Below are 18,346 nucleotides of genomic sequence, written 5' to 3'. Positions count from 1 at the left end.
TTGTCACTGCAATTTGGAAGACGCCGCAAACTGCAGCAAATGTTGCACCGAGGCCTGCATTGGGTCGGTGAAGAATTTGGGATACACGCCCATCCAGAGGACTGCTCCCACCAGGACGGCCAGCATGAAGAACTCGCGCGCGCCGATGTCCTTCAGGGCAGCGACATGGGCATTGCCGATCGGGCCGAAATACACCCGCTTGATCATCCACAGGGTATAGCTGGCGGCGAGGATCAAGGTGGTGGCAGCGAGCAGCCCAATCCAGAAATTGAATTTCACCGCAGCCAGAATCACCATCCACTCCCCGACAAAACCGCTGGTGCCGGGCAGACCTGCATTGGCCATGCCGAACAGCACAGCCAGCGCGGCGAACTTGGGCATGGTGTTGGCGACCCCGCCATAGTCGGCAATCTCACGGGTGTGCATGCGGTCATACAGCACCCCGATGGTCAGGAACATGGCGCCGGAAATGAAGCCGTGCGAGATCATCTGCACCAAGCCGCCCTGCACTCCCAGGTCGGAGAACAGGAAAAAACCCAGGGTGACAAAACCCATGTGCGCAATCGACGAGTAGGCCACGAGCTTTTTCATGTCGGCCTGCACCAGAGCGACAAAGCCGATGTAGATGACCGCGATCAGCGACAGCGCGATCATCACCGGCGCCAGCGCGTGGCTGGCGTCGGGCAGCATGGGCAGAGAAAAGCGGATGAAGCCGTAGGCGCCGAGCTTGAGCATGATCGCTGCCAGAATGACCGAGCCGCCCGTGGGCGCTTCGACGTGCGCATCCGGCAGCCAGGTGTGCACCGGCCACATCGGGATCTTCACCGCAAAGGCGAAGAAGAACGCGATGAAGATGAAGACCTGTGCGGTCATCGACAGCGGGACGTGATACCAGTTGGCAATGTCGAAGCTGCCACCCGACTGCAGATAGAGATAGATCAGCGCCACCAGCATGAGCAGCGAGCCCAGCAAGGTGTAGAGAAAGAACTTGAATGCGGCATAGACGCGGCGCGGCCCACCCCAGATGCCGATGATGAGGTACATCGGGATCAGCGTGGCCTCGAAGAATACATAGAACAGCAGGGCGTCGGTGGCCGCAAACACGCCGATCATCAGTCCGGACAGAATGAGGAAGGCACCGAGATAGAGATTGGCGCGGTCCTTGATCACCTCCCAGGCGCTGATCACGACGATCACCGTCATCAAGGCGGTCAAGGGCACGAACCAGAGCGAAACGCCGTCGATGCCCAGGGCATAGTTGATGTTGAACGGTCGGATCCAGGGCACGGATTCAACGAACTGCATGCCGGCCTGCGCACCATCGAACCCGCTGATCAACGGCAGGGTGATCAGGAAGGAAATCAGCGCGCCGATCAACGCGAGCCAGCGCGCGGCACCGGCGCGATGTTCGCCCTGGACGAACAGCAGCACCACACCAAAGGCGATGGGAATCCAGATGGACAGACTGAGCAGTGGAAGAGATTGCATTCTTGTATCGCGCTTGGCTGTTATCTGATGAACCAGCCGGACAACAGCTTGCCCGGAACAAAGTAGCCCATGAAGACCACCACACCGGCAATCATCGCCAGGGCGTAGTAGTAGATGTAGCCGGTCTGCAGCAGACGCACCAGGCGTGCAGTCCAGCCAACAGCGCGCGCCGAGCCGTTGACCAGCAGGCCGTCGATGAGCCCGACGTCGCCGCCTTTCCACAGTCCCTTGCCCAGCAGGCGTGCAGCGGCGGACAGCACATGCTCGTTGAACCAGTCGAAGTAGTACTTGTGGTCGAGGATGGTGTAGATCGGTCCCAGCGCGCGCTGCACCGTGCGCGGGAAATTGAGGTTGATCATGTAGGCGTAGTACGCGGTGGCAAACCCGGCGACCGCCAGCCACAGCGGCAAGGAGGTGAACCCGTGCAGCGTCATGGCCAGTGCCCCGTGGAAGTGCTCGGCCAGATCGCTCATGGCCGGATGGGCTGCAGCATTGACAAAAATCGCGCCCTGAAAGAAGTGGCCGTACAGCAAGGGCTGGATCAGGAAGTAGCCCGCCACCGCCGATGGAATGGCCAGCATGATGAGCGGAAAGGTCACCACCCAGGGCGACTCGTGAGGCTCGCCGCCATGATGGCCGTGATCGTCATGCCCATGGCCGTGCGCTTGCGCCACGTCCCGGAAACGCTCCTTGCCGTGAAACACCAGGAAATACAGGCGGAAGCTGTAGAGCGCGGTGACGAACACACTGGCCACCACGGCGAAATAGGCGAAGCCCGAACCCGGCAGATCGCTGGCGTGCACCGCCTCGATGATGCTGTCCTTCGAGTAAAAGCCCGAGAACAACGGCGTGCCGGTCAGCGCCAGAGTGCCGATGAGGAAGGTGATCCAGGTGATGGGCATGTATTTGCGCAGGCCGCCCATGTGGCGAATGTCCTGATCGTGGTGCATGCCCAGGATCACCGAACCGGCGCCGAGAAACAGCAGCGCCTTGAAGAAGGCGTGGGTCATCAGGTGAAAGATCGCCACCGAATACGCCGAAGCGCCCAGCGCCACGGTCATGTAGCCGAGTTGCGACAGGGTGGAATAGGCGATGACGCGCTTGATGTCGTTCTGGATCACCCCGAGGAAACCCATGAACAGCGCAGTGATGGCACCAATGACCAGGATGAAGGACAGCGCGGTGTTCGACAGTTCGAACAGCGGCGACATGCGCGCCACCATGAAAATGCCGGCGGTCACCATGGTGGCGGCGTGGATCAGCGCGGAAATGGGCGTAGGGCCTTCCATCGAATCGGGCAGCCAGACATGCAGCGGGAATTGCGCGCTCTTGCCCATCGCGCCAATGAACAGGGAAATGCAGGCCGCAGTGACCAGCATCCAGTCGGTGCCTGGCAGATGCAGAAGGGCCAGTTCCGGACCTTTGGCAAAGATCTCCGTGTAGTTCAGGCTGCCGGTATAGGCAGCCAGCAGACCGATGCCCAGAATGAAGCCGAAATCACCCACACGGTTGACGATGAAGGCCTTCATGTTGGCAAACACCGCCGTGGGCCGGGTGAACCAGAAACCGATCAGCAGATACGACACCAGGCCCACCGCCTCCCAGCCGAAAAACAGCTGGAGCATGTTGTTGCTCATCACCAGCATCAGCATGGAAAAGGTGAACAGCGAGATGTAGCTGAAGAAGCGCTGATAACCGTCATCGTCGGCCATGTAGCCGATGGTGTAGATGTGCACCATGAACGACACGAAAGTCACCACCGTCATCATCAAGGCAGACAGGCCATCGATCATGAAGCCGACTTCCATGTGCAGCTTGCCCACCACCATCCAGTCGTAGATGGTGGCGTTGAAACGGGCGCCGTTGATCACGTCGTTCAGCACCACAAGCGACAGCACAAATGACAGGCCGACCGACAGTGTGGTCAGCCAGTGGGACGCGGACCGGCCGATGCTGCGTCCGAACAGACCGACGATGATGGACGAGACGAGAGGAGCCAGTGCGATGACCAGCAGCAAGTTGGGGTTCAGCGTGGCTTGCATCGATCAGCCCTTGAGTTGGTCGAGATCCTCGACGTCAATGGTGTTGAGGTTGCGGAACAGCACGACCAGGATGGCCAGGCCGATGGCCGACTCGGCCGCGGCAACCGTCAGAATGAAGAACACGAACACCTGACCAGCGAAGTCCTGCAGGTAGTGCGAAAAGGCGATGAAGTTGAGGTTGACCGCCAGCAGCATCAGCTCGATGGCCATCAGGATGACGATGAGGTTGCGGCGGTTGAGGAAAATGCCGACCACCGAGATGGCGAACAGAATGGCGCCGAGCACCAGGTAATGCGCCAGGGTGAGTGAACCGAGCATGGCTTAGTCCTTGGGTTGGGCGGGCATGGATACCAGCCGCACGCGGTCTTCGCGGCGGGCCTTGATCTGTTCGGAGGCCGGCATGTGCCGCGCGTCCTTGCGCTTGCGCAGGGTCAGCGCAATGGCGGCAATGATGGCCACCAGCAGGATGACCGCTGCAATCTCCACGGCGAACAGGTATTGTGAATACAGCACCACGCCCAGCGCCCGGGTGTTGGACAGGTGAGTGAGTGGGTTGTCGGCCGATGCGGCTGCGCCGACCTGCGCGGCGCGTGTCATGCCGCCGATCTGGAAACCCTGCATCAGCACGGCGGCCATTTCCAGCACGATGAGCACGCCCACCAGCGCGGCCACCGGGAAATAACGCCAGAATCCCTTGCGTATCGTGTCGAGATTGATGTCGAGCATCATCACCACGAACAGGAACAGCACCATCACCGCCCCCACGTACACCAGAACCAGCACGATGGCGAGAAATTCAGCCCGGAGCAGCAGCCAGATGGCCGACATCTGGAAAAACGCCAGCACCAGAAAAAGCGCCGAGTGCACCGGGTTGCGCGCCGTGATCACCCGCAGCGCGGCGAACAGCAGCACGGCGGAGAACAGGTAGAACAGGATGGTTTGAACGTCCATGGTCACAACGAAGGCCAGACCGAGGCGGAGCCGTCGGCATCGAAACAGAGGGAAGAACGTCGGGCCTGCTGCACCGCGAGCAGGCTCGAGGCGATCAGCGGTATGGGGCGTCGGCCTCCTTGGTGGCGGCGATTTGCTTTTCGTAGCGATCGCCCACGGCCAGCAGCATTTCCTTGGTGAAGTAGAGATCTCCGCGCTTTTCGCCGTGGTACTCGAAAATGGGCGTCTCGACGATCGAATCCACCGGGCAGCTTTCTTCGCACAGGCCGCAGAAGATGCACTTGGTCAGGTCGATGTCGTAGCGGGTGGTGCGGCGCGTGCCATCGTCGCGCTGTTCCGATTCGATGGTGATGGCCAGCGCCGGGCACACGGCCTCGCACAGCTTGCAGGCGATGCAGCGTTCTTCTCCATTGGGATAGCGGCGCAGCGCATGCAGCCCGCGAAACCGCGGCGACAGCGGCGTTTTCTCTTCGGGGTACTGCACCGTGATCTTGCTCTTGAAGGCGTACTTGCCCGTCAGCGCCAGCCCTTTGAAAAGCTCGACGAGGAAGAAGCTGTTGAATGTGTCACGCAAAGCGGCCATGGTCGTGTCTCACTTCCAGATGTTCCAGGGGGTTTGCATCCACGCCGCCACCACGACCAGCCAGATGAGGGTGACGGGAATAAAAATCTTCCATCCCAGGCGCATGATCTGGTCGTAACGGTAGCGCGGGAAGGTGGCCCGCAGCCAGAGGAACATGCTGACGACGAGGAAGGTCTTGATGCCCAGCCAGATCCAGCCCGGAATGAAGCCCAGGAAGGCCACCGGCGCATCCCAGCCCCCGAGGAACATCACGGTGGTCAGGATGGAAATGAGGATCATGTTGGCGTATTCGGCCAGGAAGAACATGGCGAAGGCCATGCCCGAATACTCGACCATGTGGCCGGCGACGATTTCCGACTCACCCTCGACCACGTCGAACGGAGCGCGATTGGTCTCTGCCACACCCGCAATGAAATACACCACGAAGATGGGCAGCAGCGGCAGCCAGTTCCAGGACAGGAAATTCAGCCCCATGCCGGCAAACAGACCCTTGGTCTGCCCCGTCACGATCTCGGTCAAGTTCAGACTGCCGGAGACCATGAGCACGATGACCATGGCAAAGCCCATCGCGATTTCGTAGCTCACCATCTGCGCGGACGCCCGCATGGCGCCCAGAAAAGCATACTTGGAGTTCGACGCCCAGCCGGCAATGATGACGCCGTAGACCTCCAGGGAGGTCAGCGCCAGCAGCAAGAGCAGCCCTGCGTTGACATTGGCCAGCGCGACATCCGGGCCGAACGGGATGACGGCCCAGGCCGCCAGTGCCGGCATGATGGTCATCACCGGCCCGAGCAGGAACAGGCGCTTGTTCGAGCGGAAGGGAATGACGATTTCCTTGAGCAGCAGCTTGAGGCCGTCGGCGACGGGCTGCAGCAGACCGTAGGGACCGACGCGATTGGGGCCGATGCGGATCTGAATCCAGCCGATCAGCTTGCGCTCCCACAGGGTCAGGTAGGCGACAGCGCCCATCAGCGGCGCGACGATCACAACGATCTTGATCAGGTTCCAGACAATCGGCCAGGCGATGGGGCCGAGCAGGGACAGACCGCCTTGGTTGAAGGATTCGAGCATGTCAGACCTTTTCAACAGCACGCACAGCTGCGGCTTGCGAGGTGGCGGAAGGCGTCACGCGCTCGATCTGCACGGCGCCAAACATCGCACCCAGTGCAGCGGCCTCGGCCCAGGCTGCGGCGATGCGCACCACATTGTGGGCAAGCGTGTCATCTCGGCGCGCGGGCAACACCGCGGCGTTTCCGCTGGCGCTCACGCGTACCGCGTCCCCGTCCTGCAGGCCAAGCTGTTGCCACAGCGCCGCCGACACACCCACCATGCGGGCGTCACGGGCATCGCGCGTGCGCTGCAGACTGGGAGCACGTCGCACAATGGCGTCACTGGAATAGATGGGCACAGGCGCACAGCGTTCGACTGCCTGCTCGGCGGCTGCAGCCAGCCCTTGCGGCAGCGGCAGTTCCTTTTGCTGTGCCAGCCTCGCTGCAATCTGCCCAGCCTCGTTCAAGGTGCCGAGTGCCTCGGCGCGCACTTCAGCGGCGCTCTGAAACTCGAATCCGTTGAGGTCGAGGAGATTGCCGAGCACACGCAGCACCTTCCAGCCAGGGCGTGTTTCGCCCAAGGGCTGAACCACGGGATTGAAGTGCTGCAGCCGCCCTTCCGCATTGATCAGGCTACCTGCGGTTTCGGTGTAGGGCGCGATCGGCAGCATGACATCGGCATGGCCCTCTGCCGCGTTGACGTAAGGGCTGAACGACACGATGAACTCGACCTGCTCCAGCGCCTTGGCCAGCGCCACCGGATCGGCGCTGTCCTCTTCCGGCTCGACATCGAACAAGAACATGGCGCGTGGCGGCTGCGCCACGATGCGTGCTGCATTGCACTCAGGCGCCAGAGGGGACACGCCCAGCAGCGCGGCGCCAACGGTGTTGCCCGCCTCCGTCAGGTCGCCGCACACCGCACCGGTTTCGCGGGCAATCCATTGCGCCAGCGCGCGCAACGCCGCTGCCTGAGGATGCTGAACCGCCGCGTTGCCGAGAAAGATGGCCTTGCGCTCGACACCCAGCAGACTGGACGCGATGGATCGGGCCTGTGCACTGGGCTCGGGCAAGGACTGCAAGGCGGCGGGCAGGGCAATGCCCTTGGCCTGGGCCACCGCCACGGCAATGCCGCCGAGTTGCTCCAGCCACTGGCTGGGCGCTGTCGCAATGCGCGCATGCATGGGCATGAGCCAGTCGTCGTTTGCGGCGTGGAGCGTGGAGACTTTCGCGCCCGCCTTGGCCGCATGCCGCAGCCGGGTTGACAGCAAAGGCTGCTCCTTGCGCAGGGTGCTGCCAATGAACAGGGCAGCTTGCAGCTGGCCGACATCGGCAATCGACATGCCCAGCCAGGGAATTCCAGCATCCTGTCCGTCGGCGGAAAAGTCGCTTTGGCGCAGGCGGGTGTCCAGGCTGTTGCTGCCCATCCCGGTGATCAGCTTTTTCAGCAGGTACAGCTCTTCCACTGTGCTGCTCGGTGCGGCCAGCGCAGCCAGACCGTTGTCGCCGCCACCTGCGCCCAGGGCACGTCTCAGCCCTTGTACCGTGAAGTCGAGCGCCGTCTGCCAGTCCACCGATTTCCACTGCCCGTTCTCACGGATCTGCGGCGAGGTGAGTCGCTCGGGGCTGTTGAGCCCTTCGTAGGCGAAGCGGTCGCGATCGGACAGCCAGCACTCATTGACGGCCTCGTTGTCTTGCGGGACCACACGCATCACGCGGTCGCCCTTGACCTGCACGATGAGGTTGGCGCCGATGCTGTCATGCGGGCTGATGGACGCACGGCGCGACAGCTCCCAGGTCCGCGCGCTGTAGCGGAACGGCTTGCTGGTGAGTGCGCCGACCGGACAGATATCGATCATGTTGCCGGACAACTCGGAATCGACCGTGCTGCCGACGAAGGTCATGATCTCGGAATGCTCGCCTCGATTGGCCATGCCGAGTTCCATGATGCCGGCAATTTCCTGCCCGAAACGTACGCAGCGGGTGCACTGAATGCAGCGGCTCATCTCCTCCATCGCAATCAGCGGGCCCACGTCTTTGTGGAAGATGACGCGCTTTTCCTCGGTATACCGCGAGGCCGAGCCGCCATAGCCCACGGCCAGATCCTGCAACTGGCACTCCCCGCCCTGATCGCAGATCGGGCAGTCGAGTGGATGGTTGATGAGCAGGAACTCCATCACGCCCTTTTGCGCCTGCAATGCGCGCTCGGAATGGGTGCGCACCACCATGCCCTGCGCAGCCGGCGTGGCGCAGGCAGGCAGCGGCTTGGGCGCTTTTTCCACATCCACCAGACACATGCGGCAATTGGCTGCAATGGTCAGTTTGTGGTGATAGCAGAAGTGCGGCACATAGATGCCGAGCTGCGTGGCCGCGTCCATGACCATCGCGCCTTCGGGCACCTGGACTTTTTGACCGTCGATTTCGAGTTCAACCATGATGGGGCGTCCTGTGCAGAATCGGGACAAAGAGCGGTTCAGACATAGGCCGGAACGAGGCAGGTCTTGTGGGTGACGTGATGCTCGAATTCGTTGCGGAAATGCTTGACGAAGGACTTCACCGGCATGGCCGCAGCATCTCCCAATGCGCAAATGGTGCGCCCGGCGATGTTGTCGGACACGGAGTTCAGCAGGTCCAGGTCTTCCATGCGCCCCCGGCCATTCTCGATGCGGTGCACCACACGGTACAGCCAGCCCGTGCCTTCGCGGCAGGGTGTGCACTGACCGCACGATTCATGTTGATAGAAATAGGACAGGCGCATCAGCGACTTGACCATGCAGCGCGTGTCGTTGAGCACGATGACCGCGCCCGAGCCCAGCATGGAACCGGCCTTGGCGATGGAGTCGTAGTCCATGGTGCAGTCCATGATGATGCTGGCGGGGAGCACGGGCGCCGACGAACCGCCGGGAATCACGGCCTTGAGTTGCCGCCCCTCGCGCATGCCACCCGCAAGGTCGAGCAGTGTGGAAAACGGCGTGCCCATCGGCACTTCGTAGTTGCCGGGCCTGGCCACGTCGCCCGAGACCGAGTAGATCTTGGTGCCGCCGTTGTTCGGCTTGCCGACTTCCAGATAGGCCTGGCCGCCGTTGCGGATGATCCAGGGCACTGCCGCGAAGGTTTCGGTGTTGTTGATCGTGGTCGGCTTGCCATACAGGCCGAAACTTGCCGGAAAGGGCGGCTTGAACCGCGGCTGACCCTTCTTGCCTTCGAGTGATTCGAGCAGCGCGGTTTCTTCGCCGCAGATGTAGGCACCGAATCCGTGCGACGCATGCAACTGGAAGCTGAAACTGCTGCCCAGGATGTTGTCGCCCAGATAGCCGGCAGCCCGCGCCTGACGCAGCGCTTCCTCGAAGCGCTCGTAGTCTTCAAAAATTTCGCCGTGGATGTAGTTGTAGCCCACGGTGATGCCCATGGCGAACGCGGCGATCGCCATGCCCTCGATCACGGCATGCGGGTTGAACCGCAGGATGTCGCGGTCCTTGAAAGTACCCGGCTCGCCTTCGTCGGAGTTGCACACCAGATATTTCTGTCCCGGGAACTGGCGCGGCATGAAGCTCCACTTCAACCCGGTCGGGAAACCGGCGCCTCCGCGACCCCGCAGGGCCGAGGCCTTGACCTCGGCGATGACCTGCTCCGGCGTCCAGCCTTCGGTGAGGATCTTGCGAAGCGCCTTGTAGCCATCGCGCGCCAGATAGCCCTCGAGATTCCAGTTGTCGCCGTTCAGATCGGCAAGAATCTGCGGCTGAATGTGACGTCCGTGGAAGCAGGTTTCCTGTCCTGTGCTTCGACCGAAAGGATGACTCATTTGGACTCCCCATCAGTGCCCCGCGCAGCCGCCTCTGCGCGCAGTTCGTCGATCAGCGCATCGAGGCGCTCGGGGCGCATGAAGCTGCACAGCCTGCGGTCATTGACCAGCATGGCCGGCGCATCACCACAAGCCCCCAGGCATTCCGATTCCTGCAGCGTGAACACACCGTCCGCAGTGGTTTCGCCCAGCGCGACGCCCAGCTTTTCGCTGAGATACTGCGCCGCCGAGTTGCCGCCGCTCAGGGCACAGGGCAGATTGGTGCAGACGTTGAGCTTGAATTGCCCGACCGGCCGGGTGTTGAACATGTTGTAGAAGGTCACCACCTCATGCACGGCGATGGGCGGCATGCCCAGATACTCGGCCACGGCCTTCTCGGCCTCGGGCGAGACCCAGCCCTGCTCCTGCTGCACGATGGACAGCGCGGCAATCACCGCAGACTGCTTCTGCTCGGCGGGATACTTGGCAACTTCCTGGTCGATGCGCTGGCGCGTGGGTTCGGACAACATCATGCGTTGCATTTCGTGCGAGAGAGGGGAGCGGTCCATCAGCGATCGATCTCACCGAAAACGATGTCGAGAGTACCGATGATGGCAACGACGTCAGCAATCATGTGGCCGCGCGACATTTCGTCGAGCGCGGCAAGGTGGGCAAATCCCGGAGCACGGATCTTGAGTCGATAGGGTTTGTTCGCCCCGTCGGACACCAGGTAGATGCCGAATTCGCCTTTCGGGTGCTCAACCGCTGCGTACGCCTGCCCCTCCGGCACCCGCATGCCTTCGCTGAACAGCTTGAAGTGATGGATCAGCGCTTCCATGCTGGTCTTCATTTCTTCGCGTGCGGGAGCGGCCACCTTGTGGTTGTCTGTGATCACCGGGCCAGGGTTGGCACGCAGCCAGTCCACGCACTGCTTGATGATGCGGTTGGACTGGCGCATCTCTTCCATGCGCACCAGATAACGGTCATAGCAGTCGCCGTTCTTGCCCACTGGGATATCGAAATCCAGACGGTCATAGACGTCGTAAGGTTGGGTCTTGCGCAGATCCCACTCCACGCCCGAGCCGCGCAGCATCGGGCCGGTCATGCCCAGATTCAGGGCACGCTCCGGCGAAATCACGCCGATGCCCACGGTGCGCTGCTTCCAGATACGGTTGTCGGTCAGCAGCGTTTCATATTCATCGACATAGGCCGGGAACCGCTGGGTGAAGTCGTCAATGAAATCGAGCAGCGAACCCTGGCGCCCCGCGTTGCGTGCCTCGACGGCACGGGCGTTTCGGATTTTCGATTCCCCATACTGCGCCATGCTGTCGGGCAGATCGCGGTACACACCACCAGGACGGAAATAGGCCGCATGCATGCGCGCGCCGGACACGGCCTCGTACATGTCGAACAGATCCTCGCGCTCGCGAAAGGCGTAGAGGAAGATGGTCATCGCGCCACAATCCAGGCCATGCGCCCCGAGCCACATGAGGTGATTGAGCAGGCGGGTGATCTCGGCAAACATCACGCGGATGTACTGCGCGCGGATCGGCACCTCAACGCCGAGCAGCTTTTCAATTGCCAGGCAATAGGCATGCTCGTTGCACATCATGGACACATAGTCGAGCCGGTCCATGTACGGCAGCGCCTGAATGTAGGTCTTGTGCTCCGCCAGCTTCTCGGTGGCCCGGTGCAGCAGCCCGATGTGCGGGTCGGCACGCTGCACCACCTCGCCGTCGAGTTCGAGCACCAGGCGCAGCACGCCGTGGGCCGCCGGATGCTGCGGCCCGAAGTTCAGGGTGTAATTCTTGATGTCCGCCATATCAATGCCCCAACCCGCCACGAAGGCCAACACCGAGCCCGCCGTACCCGGGCTCACGGACGATGCGCGGCGTGATTTCGCGCGGCTCAATGGTGACGGGTTGGTAGATCACCCGCTTGCTGTCCGGGTCGTAACGCATTTCGACGGTGCCCGAGAGCGGAAAATCCTTGCGGAACGGATGCCCGATGAAGCCGTAATCGGTGAGGATGCGGCGCAGGTCGGGGTGTCCCTCAAAAATGATGCCGTACAGATCGAAGGCTTCGCGCTCGAACCAGTTGGCTGCATTCCAGATGTCGTTGACCGATGCGATCAGCGGCAGATCATCCTGCGGGCAACGCACCCGGACGCGCAGACGCCAGTTGTGCCGCAGCGAGAGCAGATGCAACACCACCATGAAGCGCCCCTCTTCATCACGCGGGCTGTTGCCGTACTGCGCATAGTCCACGCCGCAGAGGTCGATCAGTTGCTCGAAATGCAGGTCTGCAGAGTCGCGAAGAGCAAGGCAGACGTCGAGATAGTGCGCTGGCGCAACGTCCAGGGTGAGCTCACCGACGTTGGCGTTCAAGTCCACGATGCGCTCACCCAGCGTGGCGCGCAGCGTGGTTTCAAGTTGTTCGAGCTTGCTGGTCATGGCGTCTGATGGAGGTGAAAGCGGGAGCTCAACGCGCAATGGTTTCCGTGCGGCGGATTTTGTTCTGCAACTGAATCAAGCCGTACAGCAGCGCCTCTGCCGTTGGCGGGCAGCCCGGCACGTAGACATCGACGGGCACGATGCGATCACAACCGCGCACAACCGAATAGGAGTAGTGGTAGTAGCCGCCGCCGTTGGCGCAAGAACCCATCGACAGCACCCAGCGCGGCTCGGCCATCTGGTCGTAGACCTTGCGCAGCGCCGGCGCCATTTTGTTGCACAGCGTGCCGGCCACGATCATCAGGTCGGACTGCCGCGGGCTCGGCCGGAAGACGATACCGAAGCGGTCGAGGTCGTAGCGCGCAGCACCTGCATGCATCATTTCCACCGCGCAGCATGCCAAGCCGAAGGTCATGGGCCAGAGCGAACCTGTCCGCGTCCAGTTGATCAGCTTGTCCGCAGAGGTGGTGATGAAACCTTCCTGCAAAACACCTTCAATGCTCATGATCCACTCCTGACCAATAGTTCAGACCGGTGTCGCAATGCAGGGGCTCGATGCCACCGGGCGCATGCGGGCTCGCACCCGCTCAATCCCGATTTCACTGCCGACATCACTCCCAATCGAGCGCCCCTTTTTTCCACTCATAGATGAAGCCGATCGTGAGGATGGCCAGAAAGATCATCATCGCCCAGAACCCGATCTGGCCGATGTCCTTCAGGGCGACGGCCCAGGGAAAAAGGAACGCGATTTCGAGGTCGAACAGGATGAACAGGATGGCGACGAGGTAATACCGTACGTCGAACTTCATCCGCGCGTCTTCGAAGGCTTCGAAGCCACATTCGTAGGGGGAGTTTTTCTCGGCGTCGGGGCGACGCGGAGCGATGAAGTAACCGAGCAACTGCGGCACGACGCCAACGCCAATGCCCACCAGGATGAACAACAACACCGGCAGATATTGCTCAAGATTCATCGCACTCCATCTCCTGTTGTTATCTGGGCGGATTGTGACCCTGCCCTTCAATCTTTTGGTGCCGACGGCGAGACTCGAACTCGCACAGCTTTCGCCACTACCCCCTCAAGATAGCGTGTCTACCAATTCCACCACGTCGGCTCAAAACCGGATACTGCCCGAACACCACCGCTGAAACCGCACGGCGAAGGCAGCCCAGCGCAACAAATTGCATATGAACAGTCAGCGTCGATCTGCAGGACGATCTCCGGGCGGTGACCATGCGGCGTCTGCCGCAACGCCAACATGCCGCCAACTGTCAGGCTGCTACGCGGCAAGCGCCTTCGCACCGGGCGAAATCACATGCACCGCGCATGTTTGTTACTGGATTTGCAAAACAGAAGAATCTTACATGCTTCCAATGCAGCGAAGCAACACAGAACAATGGGATATTGCGCTGGCGCAATGCCTCAATTCACCATGGATTGACAAGTCGCAGGGCTTGTGTTTGCTGCAACGCACAATCCATCACGATGCTTGACGCATATCAAGCGGAATTTACTTGGTTGTGGAAGCACTCGGCTTCGGTGTGGACGCGGCCTGGGGCGCCGCACCGATTGCCCCGGGAACGGATGGAACCTGGCTGATCGGACCACTGGGCTTTGCAGGCGAGACCACGGACGCCACCGGCGCTGGCGCGGCCAGCTTTTCCATCAGGCCACCGTCGCCAGAGTTCGCACGATTGCCAAAATACGCCATCATCAGCGTGGTCACGAAAAACAGCGTAGCCGCAACTGCCGTGCTGCGGCTCAGGAAATTGGCCGACCCGGTGGCGCCGAACAGACTGCCCGAGGCGCCGGAACCAAAAGACGCCCCCATGTCGGCACCTTTGCCGTGCTGCATCAACACCAGAACAATCATCACCAGCGCAGACAGGATCTGCACCACCAGGGTCAAGGTCATCAGAATTTGCATTTGTGCACTCAATCGCGCTTGGCGCGCTTCACAACATCACCACATGAAAAACAAGCGTCGCCACTGAACCGACGGCTCCGCCTCAGCGTGCCGCCGCAACAATGGCCAGAAAATCGGACGCCTTCAACGACGCCCCGCCGATGAGCCCGCCATCAATGTCCGGCTGGGCAAACAGCACCTGTGCATTGTCCGGCTTGACACTGCCGCCGTACAGAATGCGCACATCGCCCGCGGAACCACCGACAGTGCGCAGATGCGCCCGCAGCACGGCATGCACCTCCTGCGCCTGCTCAGGACTGGCGGTGCGCCCGGTACCGATCGCCCAGACCGGCTCGTAGGCGACGACGATGCGCTGCGTCTGCGCGCCGAGCAGATGCGTCACCGCCTGCAACTGGCGCAGCACCACAGCGGAGGTTTCACCCGCTTCACGCTGCTGCAGCGTTTCTCCGACACAGACGATGGGCGTCATGCCCGCCTCAAGAACGCGCTCCGCCTTGGCGGCGACCACCACATCGGATTCATGATGATCGGCCCGGCGTTCGGAATGGCCGACAATGACATAACGGCAGCCGAACTCCTGCAGCATGCTGACTGCAACTTCTCCAGTATGCGCACCGCTGGCATGCATGGAACAGTCCTGTGCGCCCAGCGCAACCTGGCTGGCCTGCAGCAGTTGCTGCACCTGAGACAGATAGGGATACGGCACGCAGACCGCCACTTCACAGCGCGCTGTGGCGACTCCGGTGAGGACTTCGCCCAGCAGGGCGGCGTTGCTCGCCAGGCTGCCGTGCATCTTCCAGTTTCCGGCGACGAATTGCTGACGCATATCTTGCTCCAATGTGATGTTGTCGTGTGTGCAGCCGGTCAAGCCCAGCGCAGAACCAGCTTGCCGATGTGCTGACCCTGTTCCATGCGCTGATGGGCCTGCACGATCTGTTCAGCAGCAAAGATCGTGTCCATGACGGGCCGCACCTTGCCCTGTTCGATCCAGGGCCAGACCGTTTCGCGCAAGGACCGGGCAATTGCGCTCTTGAACGCCACGCTGCGATTGCGCAAGGTGGAACCGGTGAGCGTCTGGCGCTTGCGCATCAACAGCCCAGCGTCGATCTCGGCCTGCGTGCCCCCCTGGACGGCGATGACCACCAGACGCCCGTCCTCGGCCAGGCAGCGCTGCTCGCGGGCGATATAACTGCCGGCCACCATGTCGAGCACCACATCCACGCCGCGCTGTGCCGTGTAGGTCTGGACAGCCTCGACAAAATCCTGGGTACGGTAGTTGATGGCCAGTGCCGCACCGAGATGCGAGCAGGCGGCGCATTTTTCATCGGACCCTGCAGTTGCAACCACGCGCGCGCCTGCGGCAACCGCCATTTGAATGGCAGCGGTGCCGATGCCGCTGCTCCCACCCTGCACGAGCAGCGTCTGCCCAGCCTGCAACTGACCCCGCTCGAACACATTGTGCCAAACGGTGAACAGGGTCTCGGGCAATGCCGCCCCCTGTTCCGGGCTCAGGCCAGCAGGCAGCGGAAGACACTGCCCCGTCGGCGCCACGCAGTATTCGGCATAACCACCGCCCGCAAGCAGCGCGCACACCAGATCGCCCACCCGAAAGTCGGTGCCGTCCAGATCGCCGGACACGATCTCCCCGCACACTTCCAGACCGGGGATGTCCGGCGCGCCCGCTGGTGGCGGGTAAAGGCCGCGACGCTGCAACGCATCGGGTCGGTTGACGCCGAACGCCCGCACCCGCAACAGCACCTCGCCAGCGCCCGCTTGCGGCAGGGGCCGCTCGCACAGGCGCAGAGCTTCCGGTCCTCCGGGCTGGGAAATTTCAATGGCGCGCATGCGTGGAATTGCGAGCTGGAGGTCAGGTGCCCGGTTCGAGGTCGGCATCCGCAGCGGCAGGCGCCACAGCCGCAGCCGCTGTATCGGTTGCGTCCCCCAGCAGCGCCTTGATCGACAGGCGGAAGCGGCCCTTGTCATCGGTCTCGATGACCTTGACGCGGACTTTCTGACCTTCCTGCAGATAGTCGCTCACCTTGTTGATGCGCTCGTTGGCAATCTGCGAGATGTGCAGCAGACCGTCCTTGCCGGGCAATACGTTGACCAGCGCGCCGAAGTCGAGAATCTTGACCACGGCGCCGTCATACACCTGCCCCACTTCCACCTCGGCGGTGAGGTCGACGATGCGCTGTCTGGCAATCGCTGCCTTGTCGGCGTCGGTGGAGGCGATGGTGATGGTGCCGTCCTCGGCAATGTTGATCTGCGTGCCAGTCTCTTCCGTGAGCGCGCGGATGGTCGCCCCGCCCTTGCCGATGACGTCGCGGATGCGCTCGGGGTTGATCTTCAGGGTATACAGACGTGGCGCGAACTGCGACACCTCGTCACGCGCACCGCCAACTGCCTGCTGCATGATGCCCAGGATGTGCATGCGGGCTTCGCGCGCCTGCGCCAGCGCCACCTGCATGATCTCGCGGGTGATGCCCTGAATCTTGATGTCCATCTGCAGCGCAGTCACGCCGGTGGCCGAACCCGCCACCTTGAAATCCATGTCGCCGAGGTGATCCTCGTCACCCAGGATGTCTGTCAGTACGGCAAAACGGTTGCCTTCCTTGATCAGACCCATGGCGATACCAGCCACATGCGCCTTCAACGGCACACCGGCATCGAGCAACGCCAGGCAGCCACCGCAGACCGAAGCCATGGACGACGAGCCGTTGGATTCGGTGACTTCGGACACCACGCGCATGGTGTAGGCGAAATCTTCTTTCTTCGGCAGCACCGCGAGCAGCGCGCGCTTGGCCAGGCGACCATGCCCGATTTCGCGGCGCTTGGGCGAGCCCACACGGCCCGTCTCACCAGTGGCGAACGGCGGCATGTTGTAGTGCAGCAGGAAGCGGTCACGATATTCGCCGCCGAGGGCGTCGATGATCTGAGCGTCCTGGTCGGTGCCCAGTGTGGCCACGGCCAGCGCCTGGGTTTCGCCACGGGTGAACAGGGCGCTGCCGTGGGTACGCGGCAGCACCGAGGTGCGAATGCTGATGGGACGCACGGTCCGGGTATCGCGGCCGTCGATGCGCGGCTCGCCCGCGAGAATCTGGTCGCGCACGATGCGCGCTTCCATGTCGAACAGGATGCCGTCGACCTTGGCGCCGTCTGCGTCCACGCCAGCTGCGGCCAGCCCAGCGTGCACGGCGGCAGCCATTTCGCGCAGCGCCTGTGTACGGGCCTGCTTTTGCGTGATCTTGTACGCCGCACGCATTTGCTCACCCGCCAGCGCCTGGATCCGGTCGATCAGCGCTTGATCCTTTTCGGGCGCGGTCCAGTCCCATGCGGGCTTGCCACCTTCACGCACCAGCTCATGGATGACATTGATCGCGGTCTGGAACTGGGCATGACCGAACATCACGGCCTCGAGCATCACCTCTTCGGACAGCTGATCGGCCTCGCTCTCGACCATCAGCACCGCCGATTCGGTTCCGGCGACCACCAATTCCAGGCGGCTGTTGGCCAGCTCGGCGCGGCTGGGGTTGAGCACATACTCGCCGTTGACATAACCCACGCGGGCAGCGCCTACCGGGCCATTGAACGGCAGGCCGGAGACGGCCAGCGCCGCGCTGGACGCGAGCAACGCGGGAATGTCGGCATCGACTTCCGGGTTGATCGACAGCACATGCACGACCACCTGGACTTCGTTGAAAAAACCTTCCGGAAACAGCGGACGGATGGGGCGATCGATCAGACGCGAGGTCAGCGTCTCGTTTTCGCTGGGACGCCCTTCCCGCTTGAAAAAGCCGCCAGGAATGCGACCTGCTGCATAGGTCTTCTCGATGTAATCCACGGTCAGCGGGAAAAAATCCTGCCCCGCCTTGGCGCTGCGCGCGCCCACCACAGTGGCGAGCACCACCGTGTCGTTCATGTTGAGCAGCACGGCACCACTGGCCTGGCGCGCGATCTCGCCGGTTTCCATCGTGACTTGATGGCGGCCCCACTGGAAGGTTTTGACGACTTTGTTGAACATGGCAAACTCCTTGTCAGCATGCAGCCGCGGCCTTCATCCACAGCGCCGAACACTCG

Annotated in this window: 17 protein-coding genes and 1 tRNA gene; all 18 read right to left on the bottom strand. The window is 62.1% G+C overall.

What is annotated here, in order from left to right; all coding sequences use genetic code 11:
• Window positions 1–3: 3 nt before the first annotated feature.
• The 18 genes from AC1ZQA_RS04985 to pnp all read right to left on the bottom strand — a co-directional run bounded on the left by AC1ZQA_RS04985 (window position 4) and on the right by pnp (window position 18,290).
• On the bottom strand, window positions 4–1,488 hold the full coding sequence (locus AC1ZQA_RS04985) for an NADH-quinone oxidoreductase subunit M (protein WP_482678714.1): 1,485 nt from the start codon (window positions 1,486–1,488) through the stop codon (window positions 4–6).
• Window positions 1,489–1,508: 20 nt separating this feature from the next.
• Window positions 1,509–3,530, bottom strand: a complete 2,022-nt coding sequence (gene nuoL / locus AC1ZQA_RS04980; RefSeq protein WP_482678713.1) for an NADH-quinone oxidoreductase subunit L — start codon at window positions 3,528–3,530, stop codon at window positions 1,509–1,511.
• A gap of 3 nt (window positions 3,531–3,533) precedes the next feature.
• Window positions 3,534–3,848, bottom strand: a complete 315-nt coding sequence (gene nuoK / locus AC1ZQA_RS04975; RefSeq protein WP_482678712.1) for an NADH-quinone/ubiquinone oxidoreductase subunit 4L family protein — start codon at window positions 3,846–3,848, stop codon at window positions 3,534–3,536.
• A 3-nt stretch (window positions 3,849–3,851) separates the two neighbouring features.
• Window positions 3,852–4,481, bottom strand: coding sequence for an NADH-quinone oxidoreductase subunit J (locus AC1ZQA_RS04970; protein WP_482678711.1), 630 nt, complete (start codon window positions 4,479–4,481; stop codon window positions 3,852–3,854).
• A gap of 94 nt (window positions 4,482–4,575) precedes the next feature.
• A complete protein-coding gene (nuoI, locus tag AC1ZQA_RS04965; RefSeq protein WP_482678710.1) occupies window positions 4,576–5,064 on the bottom strand; it encodes an NADH-quinone oxidoreductase subunit NuoI in 489 nt (162 codons plus the stop codon).
• A gap of 9 nt (window positions 5,065–5,073) precedes the next feature.
• A complete protein-coding gene (gene nuoH / locus AC1ZQA_RS04960) occupies window positions 5,074–6,135 on the bottom strand; it encodes an NADH-quinone oxidoreductase subunit NuoH (protein ID WP_482678709.1) in 1,062 nt (353 codons plus the stop codon).
• Between the two features lies 1 nt (window position 6,136).
• On the bottom strand, window positions 6,137–8,545 hold the full coding sequence (gene nuoG, locus AC1ZQA_RS04955) for an NADH-quinone oxidoreductase subunit NuoG (protein ID WP_482678708.1): 2,409 nt from the start codon (window positions 8,543–8,545) through the stop codon (window positions 6,137–6,139).
• 38 nt (window positions 8,546–8,583) lie between these two features.
• Window positions 8,584–9,912: an NADH-quinone oxidoreductase subunit NuoF gene (gene nuoF / locus AC1ZQA_RS04950; protein ID WP_482678707.1), complete on the bottom strand. Its 1,329-nt coding sequence runs from the start codon at window positions 9,910–9,912 to the stop codon at window positions 8,584–8,586.
• On the bottom strand, window positions 9,909–10,421 hold the full coding sequence (nuoE, locus tag AC1ZQA_RS04945; protein ID WP_482679275.1) for an NADH-quinone oxidoreductase subunit NuoE: 513 nt from the start codon (window positions 10,419–10,421) through the stop codon (window positions 9,909–9,911). Before nuoE ends, nuoF begins: the two co-directional genes overlap by 4 nt.
• Before the next feature lie 38 nt (window positions 10,422–10,459).
• Window positions 10,460–11,713, bottom strand: coding sequence for an NADH-quinone oxidoreductase subunit D (locus tag AC1ZQA_RS04940; RefSeq protein ID WP_482679274.1), 1,254 nt, complete (start codon window positions 11,711–11,713; stop codon window positions 10,460–10,462).
• Between the two features lies 1 nt (window position 11,714).
• Entirely contained in the window at window positions 11,715–12,344 is a 630-nt protein-coding gene (locus tag AC1ZQA_RS04935) for an NADH-quinone oxidoreductase subunit C (RefSeq protein ID WP_482678706.1), read from the bottom strand.
• A 28-nt stretch (window positions 12,345–12,372) separates the two neighbouring features.
• Window positions 12,373–12,849 (bottom strand): NuoB/complex I 20 kDa subunit family protein, encoded by a 477-nt coding sequence (locus AC1ZQA_RS04930; protein WP_013106540.1) that lies wholly within the window; start codon window positions 12,847–12,849, stop codon window positions 12,373–12,375.
• Between the two features lie 106 nt (window positions 12,850–12,955).
• Window positions 12,956–13,315: an NADH-quinone oxidoreductase subunit A gene (locus tag AC1ZQA_RS04925; protein ID WP_482678705.1), complete on the bottom strand. Its 360-nt coding sequence runs from the start codon at window positions 13,313–13,315 to the stop codon at window positions 12,956–12,958.
• A 56-nt stretch (window positions 13,316–13,371) separates the two neighbouring features.
• Window positions 13,372–13,456, bottom strand: a tRNA-Leu gene (locus AC1ZQA_RS04920).
• Between the two features lie 396 nt (window positions 13,457–13,852).
• The gene (secG, locus tag AC1ZQA_RS04915) at window positions 13,853–14,269 is read right to left on the bottom strand and encodes a preprotein translocase subunit SecG (protein WP_482678704.1); all 417 of its coding nucleotides are present in this window, start codon (window positions 14,267–14,269) and stop codon (window positions 13,853–13,855) included.
• A gap of 82 nt (window positions 14,270–14,351) precedes the next feature.
• Window positions 14,352–15,095 carry a triose-phosphate isomerase gene (tpiA, locus tag AC1ZQA_RS04910; RefSeq protein WP_482678703.1) on the bottom strand — a complete coding sequence of 248 codons (744 nt, stop codon included), beginning with the start codon at window positions 15,093–15,095 and terminating at the stop codon, window positions 14,352–14,354.
• A gap of 38 nt (window positions 15,096–15,133) precedes the next feature.
• Complete coding sequence (locus AC1ZQA_RS04905) at window positions 15,134–16,114, bottom strand: NAD(P)H-quinone oxidoreductase (RefSeq protein WP_482678702.1); 981 nt, start codon at window positions 16,112–16,114, stop codon at window positions 15,134–15,136.
• Between the two features lie 22 nt (window positions 16,115–16,136).
• Complete coding sequence (pnp, locus tag AC1ZQA_RS04900) at window positions 16,137–18,290, bottom strand: polyribonucleotide nucleotidyltransferase (protein ID WP_482678701.1); 2,154 nt, start codon at window positions 18,288–18,290, stop codon at window positions 16,137–16,139.
• Between the last annotated feature and the right edge of the window lie 56 nt (window positions 18,291–18,346).

This window comes from Thiomonas sp. DCM-2 (assembly GCF_056820905.1).
The sequence above is the reverse complement of the archived record's forward strand: the minus strand, read 5'-3'. Positions and strand labels throughout refer to the sequence as shown.